The sequence below is a fragment of the Natrinema altunense genome, from assembly GCF_000731985.1.
Taxonomy (GTDB): Archaea; Halobacteriota; Halobacteria; order Halobacteriales; family Natrialbaceae; genus Natrinema; species Natrinema altunense.
Genome location: NZ_JNCS01000001.1, coordinates 752,429 through 772,516 on the forward strand (window position 1 = coordinate 752,429; position 20,088 = coordinate 772,516).

21 protein-coding genes are annotated in these 20,088 nt (G+C 64.6%); 10 read left to right on the forward strand and 11 right to left on the reverse strand.

The window, feature by feature from the left end; translation table 11 throughout:
- Positions 1 to 104: 104 nt before the first annotated feature.
- From ALTAJ2_RS03825 to ALTAJ2_RS03835, 3 genes are all read right to left on the reverse strand, one after another.
- On the reverse strand, positions 105 to 1,079 hold the full coding sequence (locus ALTAJ2_RS03825) for an ABC transporter substrate-binding protein (RefSeq protein ID WP_049901066.1): 975 nt from the start codon (positions 1,077 to 1,079) through the stop codon (positions 105 to 107).
- A gap of 240 nt (positions 1,080 to 1,319) precedes the next feature.
- Positions 1,320 to 2,492, reverse strand: a complete 1,173-nt coding sequence (locus ALTAJ2_RS03830) for an ABC transporter substrate-binding protein (protein WP_007110902.1) — start codon at positions 2,490 to 2,492, stop codon at positions 1,320 to 1,322.
- Positions 2,493 to 2,628: 136 nt separating this feature from the next.
- On the reverse strand, positions 2,629 to 3,390 hold the full coding sequence (locus ALTAJ2_RS03835; protein ID WP_007110903.1) for an SIMPL domain-containing protein: 762 nt from the start codon (positions 3,388 to 3,390) through the stop codon (positions 2,629 to 2,631).
- A 303-nt stretch (positions 3,391 to 3,693) separates the two neighbouring features.
- Here ALTAJ2_RS03835 and ALTAJ2_RS03840 point away from each other — a divergent pair, with 303 nt between their 5' ends.
- Both ALTAJ2_RS03840 and ALTAJ2_RS03845 read left to right on the forward strand, forming a co-directional pair.
- A complete protein-coding gene (locus tag ALTAJ2_RS03840) occupies positions 3,694 to 4,023 on the forward strand; it encodes a DUF7577 domain-containing protein (protein WP_007110905.1) in 330 nt (109 codons plus the stop codon).
- A gap of 201 nt (positions 4,024 to 4,224) precedes the next feature.
- Positions 4,225 to 4,539, forward strand: a complete 315-nt coding sequence (locus tag ALTAJ2_RS03845) for a HalOD1 output domain-containing protein (RefSeq protein WP_007110906.1) — start codon at positions 4,225 to 4,227, stop codon at positions 4,537 to 4,539.
- Here ALTAJ2_RS03845 and ALTAJ2_RS03850 read toward each other — a convergent pair whose 3' ends face one another.
- Entirely contained in the window at positions 4,540 to 5,352 is an 813-nt protein-coding gene (locus ALTAJ2_RS03850) for a hypothetical protein (RefSeq protein WP_007110907.1), read from the reverse strand.
- Between the two features lie 386 nt (positions 5,353 to 5,738).
- Here ALTAJ2_RS03850 and thsB point away from each other — a divergent pair, with 386 nt between their 5' ends.
- A complete protein-coding gene (gene thsB / locus ALTAJ2_RS03855) occupies positions 5,739 to 7,409 on the forward strand; it encodes a thermosome subunit beta (RefSeq protein ID WP_049901035.1) in 1,671 nt (556 codons plus the stop codon).
- Between the two features lie 241 nt (positions 7,410 to 7,650).
- On the opposite strand, the gene lrp is transcribed toward thsB, so the two are convergent.
- Entirely contained in the window at positions 7,651 to 8,115 is a 465-nt protein-coding gene (lrp, locus tag ALTAJ2_RS03860; RefSeq protein ID WP_050031421.1) for an HTH-type transcriptional regulator Lrp, read from the reverse strand.
- Between the two features lie 126 nt (positions 8,116 to 8,241).
- On the opposite strand from lrp, the gene glnA reads away from it, so the two are divergent.
- Entirely contained in the window at positions 8,242 to 9,597 is a 1,356-nt protein-coding gene (gene glnA / locus ALTAJ2_RS03865) for a type I glutamate--ammonia ligase (RefSeq protein ID WP_007110910.1), read from the forward strand.
- A 218-nt stretch (positions 9,598 to 9,815) separates the two neighbouring features.
- Positions 9,816 to 10,085 carry a hypothetical protein gene (locus tag ALTAJ2_RS03870; protein ID WP_007110911.1) on the forward strand — a complete coding sequence of 90 codons (270 nt, stop codon included), beginning with the start codon at positions 9,816 to 9,818 and terminating at the stop codon, positions 10,083 to 10,085.
- Between the two features lie 120 nt (positions 10,086 to 10,205).
- Here the strand turns inward: ALTAJ2_RS03870 and ALTAJ2_RS03875 are convergent, their stop codons facing one another.
- Positions 10,206 to 11,051: a helix-hairpin-helix domain-containing protein gene (locus ALTAJ2_RS03875; RefSeq protein ID WP_007110912.1), complete on the reverse strand. Its 846-nt coding sequence runs from the start codon at positions 11,049 to 11,051 to the stop codon at positions 10,206 to 10,208.
- 192 nt (positions 11,052 to 11,243) lie between these two features.
- Between ALTAJ2_RS03875 and ALTAJ2_RS03880 the strand changes: the two genes are divergently transcribed.
- A complete protein-coding gene (locus ALTAJ2_RS03880; RefSeq protein ID WP_007110913.1) occupies positions 11,244 to 11,762 on the forward strand; it encodes a gamma carbonic anhydrase family protein in 519 nt (172 codons plus the stop codon).
- Positions 11,763 to 11,880: 118 nt separating this feature from the next.
- Here the strand turns inward: ALTAJ2_RS03880 and ALTAJ2_RS03885 are convergent, their stop codons facing one another.
- Positions 11,881 to 12,375, reverse strand: coding sequence for a hypothetical protein (locus ALTAJ2_RS03885; RefSeq protein WP_007110914.1), 495 nt, complete (start codon positions 12,373 to 12,375; stop codon positions 11,881 to 11,883).
- Positions 12,376 to 12,647: 272 nt separating this feature from the next.
- Positions 12,648 to 13,622 (reverse strand): deoxyhypusine synthase, encoded by a 975-nt coding sequence (locus ALTAJ2_RS03895; RefSeq protein ID WP_007110915.1) that lies wholly within the window; start codon positions 13,620 to 13,622, stop codon positions 12,648 to 12,650.
- A 358-nt stretch (positions 13,623 to 13,980) separates the two neighbouring features.
- Between ALTAJ2_RS03895 and ALTAJ2_RS03900 the strand changes: the two genes are divergently transcribed.
- Positions 13,981 to 14,796 carry a TrmB family transcriptional regulator gene (locus tag ALTAJ2_RS03900; RefSeq protein ID WP_049901040.1) on the forward strand — a complete coding sequence of 272 codons (816 nt, stop codon included), beginning with the start codon at positions 13,981 to 13,983 and terminating at the stop codon, positions 14,794 to 14,796.
- 45 nt (positions 14,797 to 14,841) lie between these two features.
- On the opposite strand, the gene ygfZ is transcribed toward ALTAJ2_RS03900, so the two are convergent.
- Both ygfZ and ALTAJ2_RS03910 read right to left on the reverse strand, forming a co-directional pair.
- Positions 14,842 to 15,933 carry a CAF17-like 4Fe-4S cluster assembly/insertion protein YgfZ gene (gene ygfZ / locus ALTAJ2_RS03905; protein WP_007110917.1) on the reverse strand — a complete coding sequence of 364 codons (1,092 nt, stop codon included), beginning with the start codon at positions 15,931 to 15,933 and terminating at the stop codon, positions 14,842 to 14,844.
- Positions 15,934 to 15,972: 39 nt separating this feature from the next.
- Positions 15,973 to 16,269: a DUF6432 family protein gene (locus tag ALTAJ2_RS03910; protein ID WP_007110918.1), complete on the reverse strand. Its 297-nt coding sequence runs from the start codon at positions 16,267 to 16,269 to the stop codon at positions 15,973 to 15,975.
- Positions 16,270 to 16,480: 211 nt separating this feature from the next.
- On the opposite strand from ALTAJ2_RS03910, the gene ALTAJ2_RS03915 reads away from it, so the two are divergent.
- The 3 genes from ALTAJ2_RS03915 to ALTAJ2_RS03925 all read left to right on the forward strand — a co-directional run bounded on the left by ALTAJ2_RS03915 (position 16,481) and on the right by ALTAJ2_RS03925 (position 18,616).
- On the forward strand, positions 16,481 to 17,566 hold the full coding sequence (locus ALTAJ2_RS03915; RefSeq protein ID WP_049901042.1) for a DUF7093 family protein: 1,086 nt from the start codon (positions 16,481 to 16,483) through the stop codon (positions 17,564 to 17,566).
- Positions 17,567 to 17,776: 210 nt separating this feature from the next.
- The gene (locus tag ALTAJ2_RS03920; protein ID WP_007110920.1) at positions 17,777 to 18,160 is read left to right on the forward strand and encodes a DUF5611 family protein; all 384 of its coding nucleotides are present in this window, start codon (positions 17,777 to 17,779) and stop codon (positions 18,158 to 18,160) included.
- Positions 18,161 to 18,427: 267 nt separating this feature from the next.
- On the forward strand, positions 18,428 to 18,616 hold the full coding sequence (locus tag ALTAJ2_RS03925; protein ID WP_007110921.1) for a hypothetical protein: 189 nt from the start codon (positions 18,428 to 18,430) through the stop codon (positions 18,614 to 18,616).
- 50 nt (positions 18,617 to 18,666) lie between these two features.
- Here ALTAJ2_RS03925 and ALTAJ2_RS03930 read toward each other — a convergent pair whose 3' ends face one another.
- Positions 18,667 to 19,998, reverse strand: coding sequence for a dicarboxylate/amino acid:cation symporter (locus ALTAJ2_RS03930; protein WP_007110922.1), 1,332 nt, complete (start codon positions 19,996 to 19,998; stop codon positions 18,667 to 18,669).
- Positions 19,999 to 20,088 lie beyond the last annotated feature (90 nt).

Consider the following 20,088-nt stretch of genomic DNA (forward strand, 5'->3'; position numbering starts at 1 on the left):
GCGGCTGGGACACACGCAACCTGCCGTCCGCTCGAGTCGGTTATTGACCCGACGGGACCGATCGAGCCGGTGGATCGTCCCTCGAATTCGCAGTCCGCAGTCGCTCAGATGTCCCCGGTAATGATATCGGCGACGCGCTCGCGGTCGAACAGCGTCGCGTCCGCGAACGCGTCGGGATAGATGTCCTTCGCGGCGCGTTCGGTATGGTAGAAGTTAATGATCGGCCCCTGATCGAGGTAGCCGGCATTGTAGACGGCATCATTCCGGACGGCCTGCACCTCACTGGCGACCGGATCGTCCCGCAACGGATCGACGACCGCTTCTCGGAACTCCGATTCGGACGCGCCTCCGTGGTTGCGTACCAGCAGAACCTCGGGATCGATGTCGAGGAGCGTCTCCAGATCGAGCGTCCCCCTATCGGTGTAGCTGTAGTGGCCCACGTCGGTCGCGGCGAGGGCATCCGTTAGTCCGAGGTCCCGCCACTGTTTGGTGCTGATCCCACCGTCATCGAACCGGAAGGGGAAGAACTCGGTGCCCGAACCGCTGGCCGGGTAGACGAGCATGGCGTTCGGTCGCTCCTCGGTCGGCGGCAGCCGCTCATCGATCGTCGTGAGCATTTCCTCGTGGAGCGTAACGTACGCTTCGTAGCGCTCCCGTGCCTGAAAGACCTCGGCCATCAGTTCGAGGGCGCCGTAGAGATCGTAGTAGCGGTAATCGTGCCACTCGTCACTGTGTCGGCGAATGAAGTTGCCGAAGAAGGGGCCGATCTCGTCTCTTACTCTGTCGACATCGGACTGTTCCCAGCCGTACCAGTGTGTCAATATGTGTGGGTCGATGAAATGGGCGTCGGCGTTCATCTCGTAGAACAGTTCCGTGTCGACGCCGCCTTCGGTCAGTTCCACGACGTCATCCTCCTCGAACTCGATGCCGGGAAGTTCCTCGTACGCGTCAGTCCCAAATCGATCGTGGTTCTGAATCCCGAGCGTCTGGCCCCCACCAAGGGCAAACCCCATATCCGCGTAACTCGGCAGCAGCGCGGTCCACTTCTCGGGTGGGCCTTCGAATTCGACCTCGCCCATCGGTGCTATCGAGACCGTGTACGTCTCGCCGCTCGAGGTGTCCGTTCCGCCGCCGCTGATACATCCTGCAAGGAACATCCCGCCGGTGGCAACCCCTGAGCTGATGAATTCACGTCGCGTCGTTTCGCTCGGTCTCATCGCCCCAAATTTTTAGGCTGGCCTAAAAAACATGCTGATTGCTCGGTCGTCGAACCGACCGGCGTCGAACCCTGCGTCGCTGCTGTCGGCGTCGCCAGTCAGCTACGCTCCGTCGGTGACGATTTCGGCAACCTCTCCGCGATCAAACAGCTGTTCGTCCTCGGGAATCTCGGGATAGGACTCGCCGATCTCGTAGCCGGGCCACTCGCCGAACCGCTCGGGATAGAGCTGTTTGGCCGTCATCTCGAGCTGGAAGAGGTTCATGATCGGCCCCTGGTATCGCATGCCGCTGGCGAGGACCCGCTCGTTCTTCACCGCGGTCAGTTCGCTGCCTGCGGCGTCGGTTTCCAGCCGCTGCCGGACGTCCTCGATGGCGTACCGCGGCGTGATTCCCCAGAGGTGGAGGATGACGTCCGGGTCGGCCTCGAGCATGGTTTCGTAGCTGACCTCGCCCCAGTCGCCCGGCCACTCGACGTCGGCGAGCGCGTCACGGGCACCGAGCGGTCGCGTGTCGGCCTGCCAGAAGCCGGGTGTATTGAGGTGGTAGGCGTAGAACACGCCGTCTCCCAGCGTGACCCTGGCGACGGTCGGTCGATCGCTCTCGGGGGGCAGGTTCGACTCGATGCGGGCCCGCGTCTCCGCGTAGAGGTCGGCGAGCGCCTCGTACCGGTCCCGTTCCCGAAAGACGGCCGCGACCGTCTCGAACAGTTCCCAGAGGGTGTAGTACTCGTAGCTGTCGGCGTAGGCCGGTGCCGGGTCGCTGTGGACGCCGCTGTGGAAGCTCCCGATCCACGGCCCGATCGTCTCGGCGATATCCGCAATGTCCGAAGCGGTCCAGTCGTCGTCGGTCGTGACCACGTACGAGGGGTCGAGGAAGTGGACGTCGCTGTCGAGGGCGTACAACTGCTCCTCGCTGAGGCCGTTCTCGAGGGGGTTCTGGAGGCCCGCCCACTCGAAGGAGACGCCCTCGAGTCGCTCGTAAAAGGCGTCCATCGTCGGACCCGACATGTCGGGGGCGAACAGCGTGGTCACCGCGTCGCCGTGACCGAGCGCGACCGCCATGTCCGCGTACTGGGGGAAGGCGACGAAGGCGTCCTCGGGGACGCCGTCGAACTCGACCTCGCCCATCGGTGCCATCGAGACGGTATACGAGCCGATTTCGGTCTCCGAACTGTCGCTGCCACTGAGACAGCCCGCGAGCGCTGCGCTCCCGGCTGCGATCCCCGTTGCGACGAACGAGCGGCGATTCCGACCGGATTGCCGTGTCGGTTCCATGCGTTTTAGGCCAGCCTAATAATCCAAAAGCGGTTCGGTTCGAGGCCGGCCGAAACGCCCGCCCGGTAACGCGGACTCAGGGATATACCGGTCGGGAGCGTGCGATGCGGTTCGCGGTATTGCTCGTCCTGCCGCCTCACTTGGCGAACTCGTAAGTTACCGTTGCGCTGGCGCTGACGGTGACGGGGTCCGCGTTGATCTCCGTCGGCGGCGCTGCGCTGTCCGCCGAGTCTTCGGCGGACATATTATCGTATCGAACAGTATCGACCCGCACGTCACCGGTCGTAACGGACGTCGTTCCCGCGAGTTCGACTTCGCGGTTGTCCGCGATATGGCTCGCCTCCTCGTCGGCGTTTGCCAACGCGGCGTCGATCGCGTCCTTTCGGAGTTCGGACTTGGACTCTTCCTGGAGCGTGAAGTTCACTCGACCGATATTGTTGGCGCCGGCCTCGACCGACGCGTCGATGACTTCGCCGACACGGCTGGTATCGGTGAGCGTCACCTCGAACGAGTGAGCCCCCTCGAACCCGTCGGTCTCGCCGTCACGGGTGTGGTTGGGATGGACCCGGTACCGGCCCTCTTCGATGTTTTCCTCGGGAACGCCGAGGTCGTCGAACGCGGTGCGAAGCTGCTCGGCACCGCTCGAGAGTTCGCTGGTCACTTCGTCGGCGGTGTCGCCGGAGGCTTCGACGCCGATGTCGATGATCGCCTTATCCGGTTCCGCCTCGACTTCGCCGCTGGCGCTGACCGTGATTTTGCCGTCGTCGCCGTCCCCATCCGCTGCCGACCCGGAGTCCGTCGAATCGGTCTCGGTACTACTGAGCGGGCTTCCCATACAGCCCGCGACCGTCGCTGCGACTCCGACGCTCGATGCCGTCAGGAACTGTCTTCGATCCATAGGTGACCGATACGAAAGGGGATGAAAAAAACCCACCCCAAGCTCAAACGGGTCTTTGACCCTCGAGTGCTCGAGCGGCGAAGCCGGTCGGAAAAACCGGTAGTGTTCGTCGTTGCGCATGCTCGACCCGATGGCCGGCCCCCTCGAATCGACCGCCGAACCGTCGGTGCCGTATTCGACCGGTAAGAGCGGCGAGCGAGCGGGCCGGTCCGCGCGGCGACGGCGAACCGTTCCGTCCCCCTGACTCTCTTCGGTTCGGAACTCAAGGAATATCCAAGTGGCTCGAGGACGTACCGCACAGTGATGGAGCTCTGGGGCTGGCTCATCGGCTACGTCGTATTATTCGCCCTCTTACACCTGTTACTGTACTACCTGTACGTCCGCCGCGACGACGGGGACGGCGAGCGCACGCCATCGCTCGCCGATCCGAACCGCGCGAGCATGCGATCCTCGGCCGGTCCGGATCGGTTCCCTCGCGCGTCCGACGATATCGGCGACGCCGACCAGGCTGACGAGGACCGCGAACCCGATTTCGACGGGGAGACGATCCGCTGTCCCCACTGCGGCGCGCGAAACGAGGCCGATCAGACGTTTACCTACTGCTGGAACTGCATTTCCGGACTGCGGCAGTGACCTCGCTCGAGCGGCCGGCGATCGGGGTCTATCCGGTTTTGAGTGAGCCGACGTGATGAACCCTCCCGTTCCGTCCTCGTTCATGTCATAGCGAATTTCTCCATAGATGATCGGTATGTGGCCGCGAGCTGGCTAATTCTGACAGTAATGAATGGTTAGGCTTTTGGTCTTCAAATAGCGAGTGGAGGGTGACGAATAGGTATGAACGGATACGCTTCCTCCCTCTCGCAGTCCCGCTCTCCATCCCTGTATCGCGCCACGCACGACCCGAACGGGTCGGCGACGCTCAGTACGACCGTCGTCCACGCGCTGGCCGACTGTCTGGGCGTCGATGCGACCGACAGCCGTCTCTCGCTGTACGATGCTGTCGATCCGGACGCTCTGAACCAGCTCTTCCGACCGCGCCACGACGGTACGTCGCGAACCGGCGGCGTGCTCACCGTCGTCGTCGAGGGCCACCACGTCACGATCAGGGGCACGGGCGAGATCCTGATCGAACCGCCCGCGCGGCGCTAACTACCGCTCGGGGTCCGCTATCGCGAGAACGCGTTCGTCACCGGCCGGAACGCGCCGGCCGGATGCCGACAGCGCCGTCGCGAGTCGCTCGAGGTGATCGACGCCGACGACGGCGACGACGTCGCCCGGCTCCGATCGGAGCTCCGCGAGCCGCTCGATCATGCAGTGTTCGCGCGTGTCGTCCCGGTAGGCTAACGCGGAGCCGTCGGTCTCGACGCTGCCGAGCAGCGCCTGCACGCCGGCGACGTGGGAGCGTTCGTGGGCGGCCTGTCGCTCCGGCGAGTCGTCCGGCTCGCAGTCGTACTCGACCCGGTCGCCGGGGACGATGGTCATCGATGTCGCATGGGTCAACGTCGCGGCAACTCGACAAGTCAGCGCCTCGCGGGTCGCGCCGCCGACGCTCGAGAGGACGCGCCGGACCGTCGCGGGAGAGACGCGGTCGGCGATCAGTCGGCCCACGAGTCGCCGGAGGAAAGAGAGGTTCGGCGCGTCGATGCCGACCGGATCGGCGTGGGGCGCGGCGCTGATCGCCGCGCTCATCTCGCCGCCGAACCGCGGCGGTGCCGACTCCTCGGCGTTGCGATCGCGAGCGTACGCGCGATACAGCGGCACCGCGATAGGCGGCAATTCCAGCGCGACCGTCTCCGGTTCGACGCGCTCGAGGACACGTTCGACGCGTCCGATACTCGCGGGATGGTCGTGAACGACGCCGATGAGAAGCAGGTCACCGGCAGTGCCCGAGAGGCGGCGACAGAACTGGGCGGTGATCCGCGGGTCGTCGAACGATTCGGGAACGGACGGGGACTCGTCCATTGCTCGAGTGGTAATACGTGACTACCCGGATAACACTTCCGTTGTGTTGACTCGGGTCCGAGTTAGACTTTAGACGGGCGGTCGACATGCGATTGAGAACCGTTACACTCGGGCAAACCGCTCGTTGTTCCCCGTCGGAGGCGGTTCTGTCGTCGCCGAGCGAAGCGACGGGGACCATCGGAAACCGACACATCGTCATCATATATAAAAGCACCGTCCCGGCGTGCGAATGGGAACGATTGACGGACGAACTCGAACGGTGGAAACTGTGGCGACGGTCGTTCGCTACGGTTGTTTTCGCCCCCGAACGGGATCTCGTCTCCGTCCTCCGCCTCGACAAGATTAGAAAGCTTTATGTAGAATCACAATCAATCATCCGCTCGACTATGAGTCAGCGAATGCAGCAGGGGCAGCCGATGATCGTAATGAGCGAGGACTCCCAGCGCGTCAAGGACAAGGACGCGCAGGATTACAACATCAGCGCCGCCCGTGCGGTCGCTGAAGCCGTCCAGTCCACGCTCGGTCCGAAGGGGATGGACAAGATGCTCGTCGACTCCATGGGATCGGTGACGATCACCAACGACGGCGTCACCATCCTCAAGGAGATGGACATCGACAACCCGACGGCCGAGATGATCATCGAGGTCGCCGAAACCCAGGAGGACGAGGCTGGCGACGGCACCACGACGGCCGTCGCGATCGCCGGCGAACTCCTCAAAAACGCCGAGGACCTCCTCGAGCAGGACATCCACCCGACGGCGATCATCAAGGGCTTCCACCTCGCCAGCGAGCAGGCTCGCGAGGAGATCGACGACATCGCGACCGATATCGACACGAGCGACGAGGAACTCCTCCGAAAGACCGCCGAGACCTCGATGACCGGCAAGGGGACCGAGGTCAACAAGGAGCACCTCGCCCAGCTGATCGTCGAGGCCATCCGTCAGGTCACCGTCGAGGACGAGAACGGCGACAACGTCGTCGACCTCGAGTTCCTCAACATCGAGACCCAGACCGGCCGGAGCGCCGGCGAATCCGACCTGCTCGAGGGCGGCATCGTGGACAAGGATCCCGTCCACGACAACATGCCCCGCTCGGCGGACGATGCCGACATCCTGCTGCTCGACGAGGCCATCGAGGTCGAGGAGACCGACGTCGACACCGAGGTCTCTGTCACCGACCCCGATCAGCTCCAGAAGTTCCTCGACCGCGAGGAGAAACAGCTCCGCGAGAAGGTCGACACGATCGCCGACCTCGGCGCTGACGTCGTCTTCTGCCAGAAGGGCATCGACGACCTCGCCCAGCACTACCTCGCCAAGGAGGGCATCCTCGCCGTCCGCCGCGCCAAGAAGTCCGACCTCGAGTTCCTCCAGGAAGTCGTCGGCGCGTCGATCGTCTCCGACCTCGAGAGCGCAACCGAGGAGGACCTCGGCTTCGGCGACGTCACCCGCGACGAGGAGGACGAACTGTTCTACGTCGAGGGCGAGGACGCCCACGGCGTCACCCTCCTGCTCCGTGGCTCGACCGACCACGTCGTCGACGAACTCGAGCGCGGCGTCAACGACGCGCTCGACGTCGTCGCACAGACCGTCTCCGACGGCCGCGTCCTCGCGGGCGGCGGTGCGATCGAAGTCGAACTCGCCGGTCGCCTCCGCGACTACGCCGACTCCGTCTCCGGTCGCGAGCAGCTGGCCGTCGAAGCCTTCGCCGACTCGCTCGAGCTCGTCCCGCGCGTCCTCGCCGGAAACGCGGGGCTGGACTCCATCGACACGCTGGTCGACCTGCGTGCGGCCCACGACGACGGCGACATCACGGCCGGCCTGAACGTCTTCTCGGGCGATGTCGAGGACACCTTCGAGGCCGGCGTCGTCGAACCGGCCCACGCCAAGGAACAGGCCGTCACCTCCGCCGCCGAAGCGGCCAACCTCGTGCTCAAAATCGACGACATCATCTCCGCCGGTGACCTGTCGACCGACAAGGGCGACGACGAGGAAGGCGGCCCCGGCGGTGCGCCCGGCGGCATGGGCGGCATGGGCGGTGGCATGGGCGGCATGATGTGAACCTAAATTTTGCTCTGCGGGCCAGCTTTGCTGGCCCTCGGCAAAATTTAGTATAAAAGCACTCCTCGCTCCCTACCGTCGCTCGTCGGCCCGAGCGCTACGCGCTCGGTGAACGGCGTCGCTCGGGTTCTTCGAACCGCTCGCTCGCCGACATTTAACTCGAGTGACCGGGTAGCGTTTTTCAGCCTGAACCCAGAGACGCCACTACTCGAGGGCACGTTCCGCAAAAAGGCTCGTCCGATTACTCCTCGTCCTCGACCTCGAGTTCGAACTGCTCGTTCTCGCTCACGGCGTTGAGAACGACGCTCGTGTTCGAGGCTTTGATATCGGGGTCGGTCAACAGCTGTTTGATCTGGTCGTTCATGCCGTCGGTGTCTTCGAACTTGCCGATGGCGATGACGTCGTAGTCGCCGGTGACCTCATAGACGCTTGTCATCTGCTGGTGATCGCGCAGCGTGTCGGTAACGTCGGGCAGCGCGTTGCCCTCGACCTGGAGTTGGATCACGGCGGTGACGTCGTAGCCGACGGCATCGTAGTCGACTTTCGGCGTGTAGCCCTCGATCACGCCCTCGTCCTCGAGATCGGAGAGGTGGTTCGAGACGGTCGTCACGGAAACGTCGAGTTCCTCGGCGAGACTCCGCAGACTCGCACGGCCGTCGCCCAGAAGTGCATTCACTAGTTTCGCGTCGAGATTTTCGTACGTCATCACATCTAGCCTCGCACTGTGCCCTTTAGAAATTTACGAATATGCAGTTTGCAGGGGAAGAGAGAAGATTTGCACGGAACAGTAGGGTTTTAGTAGCAGAGTTACGAGAATAGAGCGACGAGAAAAATGACAAGCGGCAACCTTACTGACACCGAACAGGCGGTATTAGACGAGATCGAGGAGCAGGATGTCGATTTCCTCCGGCTGCAGTTTACCGATATTCTGGGAACGGTCAAGAACGTCTCCGTGCCGGCCAGACAGGCCGAGAAGGCCTTCACTGAGGGAATCTATTTCGACGGGTCGTCGATCGAAGGCTTCGTTCGCATTCAGGAGTCGGACATGCGCCTCAAGCCCGACCCCGACACCTTCGCCGTGCTCCCGTGGCGCCAGAAGGAGGAAAGCGCTGCCGCCCGGATGATCTGTGACGTCTACGACACCTCGACCGGCGAACCCTTCGAGGGCGATCCGCGCCGCGTCCTCAAGAACGCGCTCGATCGCGCCGAAGAGATGGGATACAAGGTCAACGCCGCCCCGGAGCCGGAGTTCTTCCTGTTCGAAGAGGACGAGGACGGCCGCGCCACGACTAAGACGAACGACGCCGGCGGCTACTTCGACCTCGCGCCGAAAGACCTCGCGAGCGACGTTCGCCGGGACATCATTTACGGACTCGAGGAGATGGGCTTCGAGGTCGAGGCCAGTCACCACGAGGTCGCCGAGGGCCAACACGAGATCAACTTCACCTACGACGACGCGCTCGCGACGGCCGACAACGTCGGCACCTTCCGCACGGTCGTCCGCGCTATCGCCGCCCAACACGACCTGCACGCGACGTTCATGCCCAAGCCGATCCCGCGTATCAACGGCTCGGGAATGCACACCCACCTCTCGCTGTTTACCGAGGACGGCGAGAACGCCTTCCACGACGAGGACGACGAGTTCAACCTGAGCGAGGAGGCCCACGCCTTCACCGCCGGCATCCTCGAGCACGCGCCGGCGATCACGGCGATCGCGAACCCGACGGTCAACAGCTACAAGCGGCTGGTGCCCGGCTACGAGGCACCCGTCTACGTCGCCTGGTCCGATCGCAACCGCTCGGCACTGATCCGCAAGCCCGCGGCGCGCACGCCGGCGGCGTCGCGCGTCGAGTTGCGCTCGCCGGACCCGTCGTGTAACCCCTACCTCGCCCTGGCGGTCATGATCCACGCCGGACTCGAGGGGATCGAGAACGACCTCGAGTGTCCGGACCCGGTCCGGGAGAACATCTACGAGTTCGACGAGCAAAAGCGCGAGGAGTACGGCATCGACACGCTGCCGTCGAACCTCGGCGAGGCCGTCGCAGCCCTCGAGTCGGACGAGGTCATCTACGATGCGCTGGGCGACCACGTCGCGCCGAAGTTCGTCGAAGCCAAACAACAGGAATTCCAGGACTACCTCGTCGACGTCTCCCAGTGGGAACTCGACCGCTACCTCGAAACCTTCTGAGACGGCCGTACTCTCGGTCTTGAGTCTCTTATTTTCCGGTTCAGTCAGCGGCCGACAGGTCGTGCTCGAGACCCTCGAGTGCGAACGGTGCCGACTCGAGCGAGTCGTTCCGGTCCCATACAGGTGCGAGACTGATGGGTCACCATTGTGTCGACCGGACCACAACCAGGGCACATTCAGGGTCGTGGTTTAGTGGTCCCGGCGTCGAGGATCCGCTTATGACAGACACGCCGGATATCAACGCAGTCGAAACGGAGGACAACTACACCCACGTTCGATTCCGCGATCCCGATCGGTACGACGAGATCCGGACCCCGGAGTGGGCGACGCAGCCGGCGGAGTCGGTCTCCGAGGGCAGCGAGGTTCGCACCGGCAAGATCGAAGGGGAAGACGACTGGGAAGTCACCAGCGTTCTGATCGAGAAACACGTCGGCGAGGACAAAGCGAAAGCGCAGGCCCGCGAGATCGTCGACAAGATCGAGTCCTGAGTGTCGTCGACGTTGCCTTCGACGTGTACCGAATTAATGCGGTCTCGTGACACTTCGGTGGCCTGTGGCAGCTCGCTCGAGCGATGAGCAAACGAGACGGACGCGGCGCTGCGATCCGACTTAGGCTTTGGCCTGCTCGATCCAGTCCTCGGCCCGGGACTCCGGGATATCGGCGGCCTCGGCGACGGCTTCGGGACCGGCACGCGTGAGGTCGTCGATCGTCGCGATACCGGCCGCCGAGAGCTTGTCGCGGGTCTCGGCGTCGATTCCCTCGACGGACTCGAGGGTGTGCTCCGGGTCGGTTTCGATCGCCGTGTGTGGCTCATCGGTCCCCTGTATCGGGATCTCCCGAGTGACCGCCTCGGCCTGTTCCGCGAGTTGCTGCTGGAACTGCTCGATCCCTTCGGCCTGCCGTTCGAGGAGCACCTCGACGTCGCCGGTCTGGCGCTCCAGTTGCTCCTCGAGTCGGTCCTGTAGCTCCTGGGTCCGCTCGAGTTGGTCGCGGAGGTGGCCGGCGAACTCGTCGACGGTTTCGACCGTCCGGTCCTCGACGGTCTCCGTCATCTCGAGGAGTTGGTCGGTCTGGTCGTCGAGCGCATCGACGAACTCCGCGGAGCGTTCGTCGGCGGAGTCGACGCCCTGCTCGAGTTCGCGCTCGAGCGCGTCGTACACCGCGGCGTGAGTCCGTTTCAGCTGCTCGAAGCTCTCGTCGACCGACCGGTGGGCCTCGGTGGCGTCGTCGGCCGGGAGCGTCGTCGCCATCGCGCTGAGAGAGCCGTGGGTCGCCGCCTGCGCGATCTCGAGGTAGTGGCGCTGGAGGGATTCCTGCCACTTGAGTCCGGTAAGGACCATGGTATCGACGGTTCGCTGGGTAGCCATGCCTTGCTCGAGCAACTGCTGACTCTGTTCGACCGCGGTCCGCTGTGCGTCGAACATCGTTCGAATGGGGGAGTCCGATCGGGCCATCTGTTCGGCTACTGGTCCGACTCGATACGGCATAAGCGACGGGCTTGCAAGCCACTGAAACCCATTAGATGGTACATAATGGATTCAAGAGTGGCAGATCGCGGCGGTTCGATCCGGGTTCCTCCCGCTCGAGCGTGACTGTCACGGTCATCGTGATCCGGTATTATGCCCGCAGCGGTGGTGTGTCAGGCTATGGTCGACAGCAGACGCTACGAGTTCGAAGGGGATCAACCGACGGTCGACGACGCGGCGCGAGTGAGCCGGGAGGCGACCCTCGTCGGCGACGTGGCGGTCGAGGCCGACGCGAGCGTCTGGCCCGGCGTCGTCTGCCGTGGTGACATCGGCCCAGTCCGTATCGGTCGGGAGACACACGTCGGGGACAACGCGACGATTCACGCGTCACGACTCGGCGACGAAGTGATGGTCGGCCACGGGGCCGTGCTCAACGAAACGACCGTCGAAGAACGGTCGCTGGTCGGGTTCAACGCGACGATCAACACCGACGTGACGATCGGCAGCGGAAGCATCGTCGCCGCTGGGACCGTCGTCCCCGACGACTACGCCATCCCGCCGGAGTCGTTCGTCCGCGGCGTTCCCGCTCGAGTCACGCCACTCGAGGAAACGGGGATCGACGCGGGAGCGATCCTCGAGGAGTTCTCCGCCGGCGAATACACGAACCTGGCACAGCGCCACGAGGAGTTGTTCGAGTGAAGGCGGGTCGGCCCTCGGGAGACGATCGCCGACCGGTCGGGAGGGCGAGAGCGGAACCGACGGCGCAGTTACGCCGCGGGTCTCGCCGTCGAATACCCGTGCGTTCCGGGACGGCGGCTTACGAATTCGACCCGAACTCGAAGATTTCCCGGTAGAGCGTTTCGGCGAGTCGGTCGATGTTCGCCGCCGCCTCGCCGGCGGCCATCGTATCGCTGATTCCCTGCCACTCGACGGACAACCGGGTGATCGGAACCAGTGCGACGCCGCCGACGACGATCTCACCGTCGGGCGTGTGGACGCGCCACTCGGTCCGCATGCCGTTCGACGATCGGGTGACGGCCTCGATCTCCCCACCGGCCGCGCTCCACCAGGCGACGAGGTCGTCGGTGAGCTGCCGGAGCTTCCGTTCGCCGAGCAGGTGACAGGCGACGCCGCCACCCGTCAGCAGCGCGAACGCCGCGACCGCCATCGGCAGGCCGCCGTAGGGGACGTTTATCGAGGCGGCGAGCCCGGCCGTCACCACGACCATCCCGAGTACGCGCGCGTCGATCGCGTTCGGCACCGTGCCGTTCCAGACTGCCGCCGTGTCCCGGGACGGCTGCTCGAATTGCATATCGACTCCACCTCGCGGTGACGATCGGGTAGCCGTTGGCCTGTCCCACTGGCGGCTTTATACACTCTCCGGCGGTGCTCGACTCGAGTACTGCGTCGGCACCGTGGCGCTCACACACCTCGGCGCGGAACTCGCGCCGCTTCTCGAGGCGCGCAGTCGGTTCTGTGTCGGTGTTCGCGAACAGGAATCCAGCCAACGAGCACCGAGTTCGATCGCACCGACTCGTGTGTTACTGAACCGTGTCTCGCCGAATCAGCAGCGTTATCCGGACCTCACGCCGTAAATGCGCCCGCCACCAGAAGCGGGAACACGAGCGTCGCTTCCGCTTCGACCTGCGTATAATTCGTCCGCTTTTCTTTGATTTTTCCCCACGAGACGGCCTCGTTCGGCGGCGCACCCGACAGCGAGCCATCTCCCTCCATTCCGGTTGAAATATAGACGACGTAGTCGGCCCCGCCACGGAAGAGATTCGTCATGATCGCGTGATGCTTTGGGACTCCACCACCAACGGCGATGAGGCCGGTCGTCTCCGCCAACAGACCGTCTTCGATCAGGGAATCGTAGTCGTCGAGGATCTCGATTCCGACGTCGGAATCGTACCCCTGACGGTAGTAGTAGAGGAAGTTCCCGACTTCGGCGTCGGTCAACGCCGGACAGTACACCGGCACGTCGTTGTCCGCCGCTTGCTTCAACACCGAATCCTCGTCGTCGAGCGTTTCCCCTAATTCGCGCGCGAACGCTGTCGGCGTCCGGACTTTCTGCTCCGCGAAGAAGTCGTCGAAGAAATCGTACAGATACTCCTCGAGCCACACGTATCGATCGGAGGGGACGAAGATGTTCCCGAGTCGGTTGATCCCACGCTCCCGAAGGGCCGCTTCGTCCGCGTCCCACTCGCCCATCTTGAACGGTTTCGCCGTCTTGATGACGTCCTCAGTGAGCGAGCCGGACGTCGTGATGAGAACGTCTACGTACCCTTCCCGCACGAGATACGCGACGGTCTCGCGGAGCCCGGACGAGATGATGTTCGAGGTACACGTGAGATAGACCGTGGCGTCTGCCTCCTGCATGCGTTCGGCGATATCGATGGCCTCCGCGAGCTGTGTCGCCTGGAAGCCCGTCGTGGCGTAGGACTCGAGCAGTTCCCCGAAGTCGAACTCCCCTCGAAAGTCGTAGCCGCGAACGTCCGGGGTACTCAGTTCCTCGTCGCTCCCAGGAACGACGTGATCGTACGAATCGTCGTTGTCCATATCGCTGGATAACACGACGAAGGGTTTGAACAACTCGGAATCGATCGTGCGACCCTCGATCCGCCCCGGACCGTGACCGGCAGCGGCTACTATGGCTCAACGATTCGGTTTCGTCCGGCGGCGATCCCACTCGTCGGTCTCGAAACGGACGAGCCCCGTCGTGGTTGGGCCAAACAGGGCTCGCCACTCACTCATATCCAACCGATGCCCAAGTAGCTTGTGTGATGATCTGAGTGAACACAATTCGGCTGAGCGAGCGTTTCAAGCGCCCGCTCGTGACAGGAAAGTAAGACACGAATGCTTTTCCATCCGCATACCCTACTCTGCGTGTTCGGATATCCGAATTCGTGGTTGGGCCATGACAGAGGATACTACTACCAGAGAGGCGATTAGCCTGTTACAGGACCTCGGGCTACAGGAGTACGAAGCACGCTGCTTTATGGCGTTGAACAAACTTCCGAGCGGGACTGCAAAGGAGATACACGAAATCTCCGACGTTCCGCGAACCAGGGTGTACGACGCCATTCGCGTCCTCGAGTCCCAGGGGCTGGTCGAAGTCCAGCACACGAGCCCCCAGGTGTATCGCGCCGTCAGCATCGACGAGGCGACACAGACGCTTCGGCAGAAGTACGACAACCGGATCGAGACGCTCGAGACGCATCTCAGGAACACGGACGTCCGGGAAGCCGACGAGGACGAGCAGGTCCAGGAGGTCTGGTCGCTCACCGGTCACGAGGCGATCGAGTCGCGGACGATCGAACTCATCGACGAAGCCGAATCCGAGATCGCACTCATCGTCGTCGACGAGGATATCCTGTCCGAGCCGCTGTTCGACGGCTTGCAGGCGGCGGCGGACCGGGACATCTCGCTCGTTTTGGGTGGCCGGACGGACGCGGTCACGGAGACGCTCGGGGACCGACTCTCCACGACGCACGTGTTCGAGACCGGCCTCGACTGGCTCACTGGGATCGAACGCGACGACGAAGTCGCGATCAGCCGAATCCTACTCGTCGACCGCGAAACGCTGCTGGTCGGCTCCTACTACCCCAACACCGCCGGTAGCGACGCGAACGAGCAGGCGGTCTTCGCTCGCGGCCTCGAAAACGGGATCGTGGTGTTGCTTCGCCGGTTGGTGACGGCGGGGTTACCACAGATCAAGGACCCGGGGGCCTGACGCGACCGCTCGGACGCCGCGTGGCGTGACCGACCGCGCGGCCGATTACTGATACGTCGGCAACCGGTCCGATCGATCGGACCCCTCGACGAACGGCAGCCCCGTCCGCGTCGCAGCCACCTCCGTGCCGTCGACTCGAACCGTCACCTCGTCGCTTGCGAGATCGTAGTCGACGATCGCGAGCGCGATGACGTCGCCGAGCAGCGGGCTCTCGCCGGCGCGGGTTACGTTGCCAACCGACGCGTCGCCGTCGAAGACGGCCGCGCCGGACTCGGGCACGGCCTCGCCGTCGAGGGTGAGCCCGACGAGTCGTCGGCTGGGCTGGCCGCGGTTCTCGACGCGGGAGACCACTTCCTGACCGACGTAACAGCCTTTCTCGAAGTCCAGTGCGTTCCGGAGGCCGAGCACGTTCGGGAGCGTTCCCTCGAGTTCGGTGTGAAAGAGCGGCGATCCGGCCTCGAGCGCGAGACTGTCGACGGTCCGATAGCCGAAGGGTGCGGCGTTCAACCCCTGGTTGAGCAGCGTGTCGTGGACGGCCGCAGCGTCGGCGGCGGCACAGATCACTTCGTAGCTCTCCTCGCCGGTGAGCGCGTCGGTGCGGATGACGGAGACGCCCACGTCGCCCATCGTCCCGCGGACGAACGAGTACCGCTCGTCCGGTGAGCCGGCTCCGTTGAGGACGCTGGCGATCTTCTCGGTGGCCTGCGGGCCGTGAATGCCGAAGACCGCGTAGTCGTCGGTCGCGACGCGGATCTCCACGTCCTGAATGAACACCTTGTCCGACCACTCCTCGGCGAGGGGGGCGGCGGTTTCGGGCTGGGTGAAAAGCAGGAGTCGCTCGCCCGCGTTGTAGATGTAGAGTTCCACGTCGATCCCGCCCTGGGGATCGAGGACGAGCGCGTAACAACCCTGTCCGTCCGTCGCGGGGACCCGGTTCGAGACGACGTTATCGACGTACTCGACGCGGTCGTCGCCCTCCACGACGATCACGCCGTAGGCCTGCTCGAGCAGGCCGACGCCGTTGCGCACCGCCCGGTGGGTACGCGCCGGCCGTCCGTAGTGTTCGACGACCCGCCGATCGGCGCGCTCGCCGAACGTCGCCCCGTGGTCCTCGTGGATAGACTCGATGACGCTCATGCGTATCCCCTGGGGCCTGAGCGTATCAGGCGTTTCGATTCAAAAGGGCAGCCGCTCGCGGAGCCAGTCCCCGATCGATTGCTCCTCGTCTTCCTCGGACGGCGTCTCGGGAACCACGCGTTCGGCGGGCTTGATCACCGTCTCCGACCCCGAGTCGACGACGATCAGGTCGTCCTCCTTGAGCGTCGAGAGGGCGTCCTCGAGTTCGTCGATGTCGACCTCGACGGCCGCGCGGAGCTCGAAGACGGACATCCCGTCGTCGGCGCGATCGACCAGCGCGTCGAGTACCGCCACCTCCGTCCGTTCCCGGTTCCGGTACTCCCGCTTTGCTCTCATCTACGTGTGTATTCGACCACCTGGGATTTGACGTTTGTCGTTCCGCCGGTTCGAGACCACCGGCGTCGCGAGCACCGACGGAGGCCCGCGGAGAACACTCGCCCGATCCGACCCGGTGACACAGCCGACGGGACGCGTCATCACCGTTCGGTCGTCGTGACAGTCCATCAGGCAACACGTTTTTTATGGTATGACTGGGTACGGTGGGACAATGGCCCTTCGATGTTCGTTGCTCGGACACGACTACGGGGACTCCGAAGTCGAACGCGAGCGCGAAGAACGGGGCAGCGAGGTCGTCGTAACCGTCCAGGAGTACGAGGAGTGTGCCCGCTGTGGCGACCGTAACGTCATCAGCGAAAACACCGAAGTGACCAGCCTCTTCGCCGGAACGGACGCCGACTCGGTCCCCGACGAGCCCGATACCGAACCGCCCGAACCACCACTCGAGTCCGACGCGACGGATGCGCCCGATGCGGCGTCGGCCTCGGGTCCCGAAGTCGCCGACCCGGCGGACACGGTCGCGTCGCCCGACGGTGACGACGCCGAACTCATCGACGCCGACGACGCCGGGTCGGATGCGTCCGAGACGGGGGTGCCGGGGACGGAACCGTCCGCGAGCCCGACAGCCGATCCGTCCGATCCGAACCCGGGAACAGCGACTGCCGGGACGGCCGGCGGTCTCGAGGCCGACGACGACACGGCCGAGATCGACCTGCCCACCGACGAGCACGGCGAGCCGGTCACTGACGACGGCGAGATTCTCGAGGACGAACCCGCGACGGATCGGGACCGGGACCGCGACCACGGCGAGTGGCCCGATTCGGACGACGTCGGCCCGCCGGTCGATGGCGAATCCGATCCGACCAACTGGCCGGACGACCCGGCCGACGGTGAGACGGTGTCCGACACTGACACCCCCGAGCCGGACGAGATCGACGATGATGCCGTCCTCCTCGACACCGACGACCCCGTTGGGGGTGTCCAGGCAGGCGGCGAGACCGGGCCCGACGGGGCGACTGCGGCTGCGGCCGACGCCCGGTCGGTGACTGCGGACCCGCCGACGGACGTCCGAGGCGACGCCGAGCCCGCGCCCGATCCCGACCCGGGAACCGGAATCGAGCGCGCCGCGTCCGCGCCGACGCCCGCCGAAAGCGACGGCGCGTCCGACGACATCCCGACCGAACTCTACTGCCCGCGGTGTGACTACGTCTCCGCCGGCGATCGGGAATCGCTTCGCACCGGCGACATCTGCCCCGACTGTCGGAAGGGGTACCTCAGCGAGCGCGAACGACGATAGAAGCGCCGGTCGGCACGTTGTCGACCGATTCCTCGCGTTCCCGCGTCGGCTTCCGGGCCCCTCGAGCGCTCACCGATAGCCCCGCTCCGTGCCGATCGGTTCCCGACCGACAACGACCGGTATCGGCGGTCTCCGGGTTCGAGAACGCGTCAGACGCGCGAAACGTCGGCTATGAAAAGAGGTAAACACTCCGCCGTGTTTCTTCGAGCCATGAAGGAGTACAAGATGCGTCGCGGTGAATATCTCGAGGAACGAATTCCGGATATGGAGGCCACGATCGAGGACTACTTCGGCTCGATCACGGATACCGAGGAGTACAAGGGAAGCAACCTGTACGTCATCGGCGAGCCGACCAATCCGGTCTTCGAGAAGATCATCGCCGGGACCGTCGAATACTCCGGCAAGAAGGACAAACTCGGCGTCGAGTTCCACGAGCGCGACCCCACCGAACTCGGCCCCGACGAACTCGAGGCCGCCGGCGATGCCGTCGACGCGAAAAACGATTTCCTGCTCGAAGCGACCGGCCGCGACGCCAAGTCCCGTCGCGAGTCGATGAAGCGTAAAGTCGAGGACGATCCGGATCACGACTTCTAGGCGCCGACTCTTTGCTCTGCGTGCGGTCGCTCCGCGACTGCACTCGGTATCCAGTCCATGAGCGCTGCCGCTCCCCGGGTCGGTCGTCGGCCCGCTCGCTCGGCCCGTCTCACGGCATTCGGCCGACGCTTCTCGTGCGCGTCCGGTGGGGCGGGCGACTCGCCGCGAGTGCGGTGTCCCGTCTTCTCGGCCGCGGCTCCGATGTGCGTCGTCGACGGTCGATCACCTTCGTAACGGCTTTGATCGCCGCGTCGAATCCCTCGAGTCATGGAGCCACAGGCGTTTGTCGCCGCCACGCTCGCCGCCCACGTCGGGTTTACGATCGTCGTGACCGCACACGCGTCGCTGACCGATCGCGACGCCGGACCGTGGCCGGTCGTGACGCTCGCGTTCGGGCTAGCTGGGATCGCCGCCTACTTCTTCTACGACGAGACGAGCGGCTCGGACGCGCACTGAGACGGCCGGACGACACGATCGCAGACCGCAAAGCGGCCGGCGACCCGCGTTCAGTCGCCGGCCGTGGCCCGGTCCCCGCCCTCGCTGCTCGACCGGGAGCCGTCGGCCCAGACGCCCTCCGTGAGGTCGATCCCGTCGGTCCACTTGCCGACGACGGAAGCGACGGCGAGGTCGCCGGTCACGTTGTTCGTCGTCGCGATCCGGCCGAGGATCGGGTCGACGCCCGCGACGAAGCCGACGATCTCGAGGGGCAAGCCCACGGCGTTCAGGATGACGGTGAGCATGATCAATCCCGCACCGGGGACACCGGCGGTGCCGATACTGATCAGGATCACGGTCGCGAGAACGAGCACCTGATCGCCGAGACTGAGGGAGACCCCGACCATGTTAGCGGCAAATACCACCGTCACGGCCTGTCTGATCGCCGCCCCGTCCATGTTGATCGTCGCCCCGAGCGGGAGGCCGAAGCCGTAGACCGATTCGTCGATCCGCAGGTTCGTTTCGGCGTCAGTGATCGTCACCGGCAGCGTCCCGCTCGAGGAGCGGATCGTGAACGCGGTCACCATTGCGTCTTTCGCGCCGCTGAGGAAGGCCACCGGCGACTGTCCGAGGATGCCGACGGTCATCACGCCGAGGTAGGTCACGGTCATGTGGATCGCGATTCCGATCGCGATGACCCCGACGAGTGCGCCCAACTGAACGATCGCGCCGAGTCCCTCGGTGCCGATCGCGGCGGCCATCAGCGCGAAGACGCCGACGACGCCGTACTCCATGACGCCCCAGACGATCTTGAACAGGGCTTCGGTGCCCGCATCGACGAACGCGAAGAAGCCGTCGATCGCGTCTTCGATCGGCTCCTCGGTCGTCGACTCGCGGACGATCGTCAACGCCAACCCGAAGACGACGACGACGAAGATGGTCGCGAGAATCTCGCCGTCGACCATCGCGGCCAGCGGGTTCTCGGGAACGATTCCCAGGACGACCTCGGAGACGGTCGGCGGTTCGGCCTGCTGGGCCTCGCCACCGGTGAACTCCACGGCCGTTCCGGGATCGAACAGGTTCGCGACCGCGAGGCCGATCAGGGCCGCGATCGTCGTCGTCGCGGCGTAGAGTGCGACGGTCAAGCCGCCGACTTTCCCGAGTTTCGACGGCGTCAACTTGCGCATCCCGCCGAGCAGCGTAAAGACGATCAACGGGATGATCAGCATCTCGAGCAACCGCAAGAAGAGATCACCCAGCGGGCTGAGAACGCCGGCGCGTTCGCCGGCAATGGCCCCGAGTGCGGTCCCGAGGACGAACGCGACCGCGATACGGTAGATGATCGGAATCGAGCGATACTGGCTCCAGGTTCGTCGCGGTAACGACTCCTGCGTCGTACTCATCGACCCGCCCTATGAACGGGACCGATCAACCCGTGTCGGTACCGGTGAGACTGGCCCACTCCTATGACGGCCGCGTGTAGCGGAAAAGAC

Bases quoted from the DNA above. Each gene is read 5' to 3' on its own strand.
- ALTAJ2_RS03910 (WP_007110918.1), bottom strand. From the start codon at position 16,269: ATGAGAGCAAAGCGGGAGTACCGGAACCGGGAACGGACGGAGGTGGCG.
- ALTAJ2_RS03925 (WP_007110921.1), top strand. From the start codon at position 18,428: ATGGAGCCACAGGCGTTTGTCGCCGCCACGCTCGCCGCCCACGTCGGG.
- ALTAJ2_RS03885 (WP_007110914.1), bottom strand. From the start codon at position 12,375: ATGCAATTCGAGCAGCCGTCCCGGGACACGGCGGCAGTCTGGAACGGC.
- ALTAJ2_RS03895 (WP_007110915.1), bottom strand. From the start codon at position 13,622: ATGGACAACGACGATTCGTACGATCACGTCGTTCCTGGGAGCGACGAG.
- ALTAJ2_RS03825 (WP_049901066.1), bottom strand. From the start codon at position 1,079: ATGGGCGAGGTCGAATTCGAAGGCCCACCCGAGAAGTGGACCGCGCTG.
- ALTAJ2_RS03930 (WP_007110922.1), bottom strand. From the start codon at position 19,998: ATGAGTACGACGCAGGAGTCGTTACCGCGACGAACCTGGAGCCAGTAT.
- ALTAJ2_RS03915 (WP_049901042.1), top strand. From the start codon at position 16,481: ATGGCCCTTCGATGTTCGTTGCTCGGACACGACTACGGGGACTCCGAA.
- ALTAJ2_RS03900 (WP_049901040.1), top strand. From the start codon at position 13,981: ATGACAGAGGATACTACTACCAGAGAGGCGATTAGCCTGTTACAGGAC.
- thsB (WP_049901035.1), top strand. From the start codon at position 5,739: ATGAGTCAGCGAATGCAGCAGGGGCAGCCGATGATCGTAATGAGCGAG.
- ALTAJ2_RS03875 (WP_007110912.1), bottom strand. From the start codon at position 11,051: ATGGCCCGATCGGACTCCCCCATTCGAACGATGTTCGACGCACAGCGG.
- ALTAJ2_RS03830 (WP_007110902.1), bottom strand. From the start codon at position 2,492: ATGGAACCGACACGGCAATCCGGTCGGAATCGCCGCTCGTTCGTCGCA.
- lrp (WP_050031421.1), bottom strand. From the start codon at position 8,115: ATGACGTACGAAAATCTCGACGCGAAACTAGTGAATGCACTTCTGGGC.
- ALTAJ2_RS03920 (WP_007110920.1), top strand. From the start codon at position 17,777: ATGAAGGAGTACAAGATGCGTCGCGGTGAATATCTCGAGGAACGAATT.
- ALTAJ2_RS03840 (WP_007110905.1), top strand. From the start codon at position 3,694: ATGGAGCTCTGGGGCTGGCTCATCGGCTACGTCGTATTATTCGCCCTC.
- ALTAJ2_RS03870 (WP_007110911.1), top strand. From the start codon at position 9,816: ATGACAGACACGCCGGATATCAACGCAGTCGAAACGGAGGACAACTAC.
- ALTAJ2_RS03835 (WP_007110903.1), bottom strand. From the start codon at position 3,390: ATGGATCGAAGACAGTTCCTGACGGCATCGAGCGTCGGAGTCGCAGCG.
- ygfZ (WP_007110917.1), bottom strand. From the start codon at position 15,933: ATGAGCGTCATCGAGTCTATCCACGAGGACCACGGGGCGACGTTCGGC.
- ALTAJ2_RS03845 (WP_007110906.1), top strand. From the start codon at position 4,225: ATGAACGGATACGCTTCCTCCCTCTCGCAGTCCCGCTCTCCATCCCTG.
- ALTAJ2_RS03850 (WP_007110907.1), bottom strand. From the start codon at position 5,352: ATGGACGAGTCCCCGTCCGTTCCCGAATCGTTCGACGACCCGCGGATC.
- glnA (WP_007110910.1), top strand. From the start codon at position 8,242: ATGACAAGCGGCAACCTTACTGACACCGAACAGGCGGTATTAGACGAG.
- ALTAJ2_RS03880 (WP_007110913.1), top strand. From the start codon at position 11,244: ATGGTCGACAGCAGACGCTACGAGTTCGAAGGGGATCAACCGACGGTC.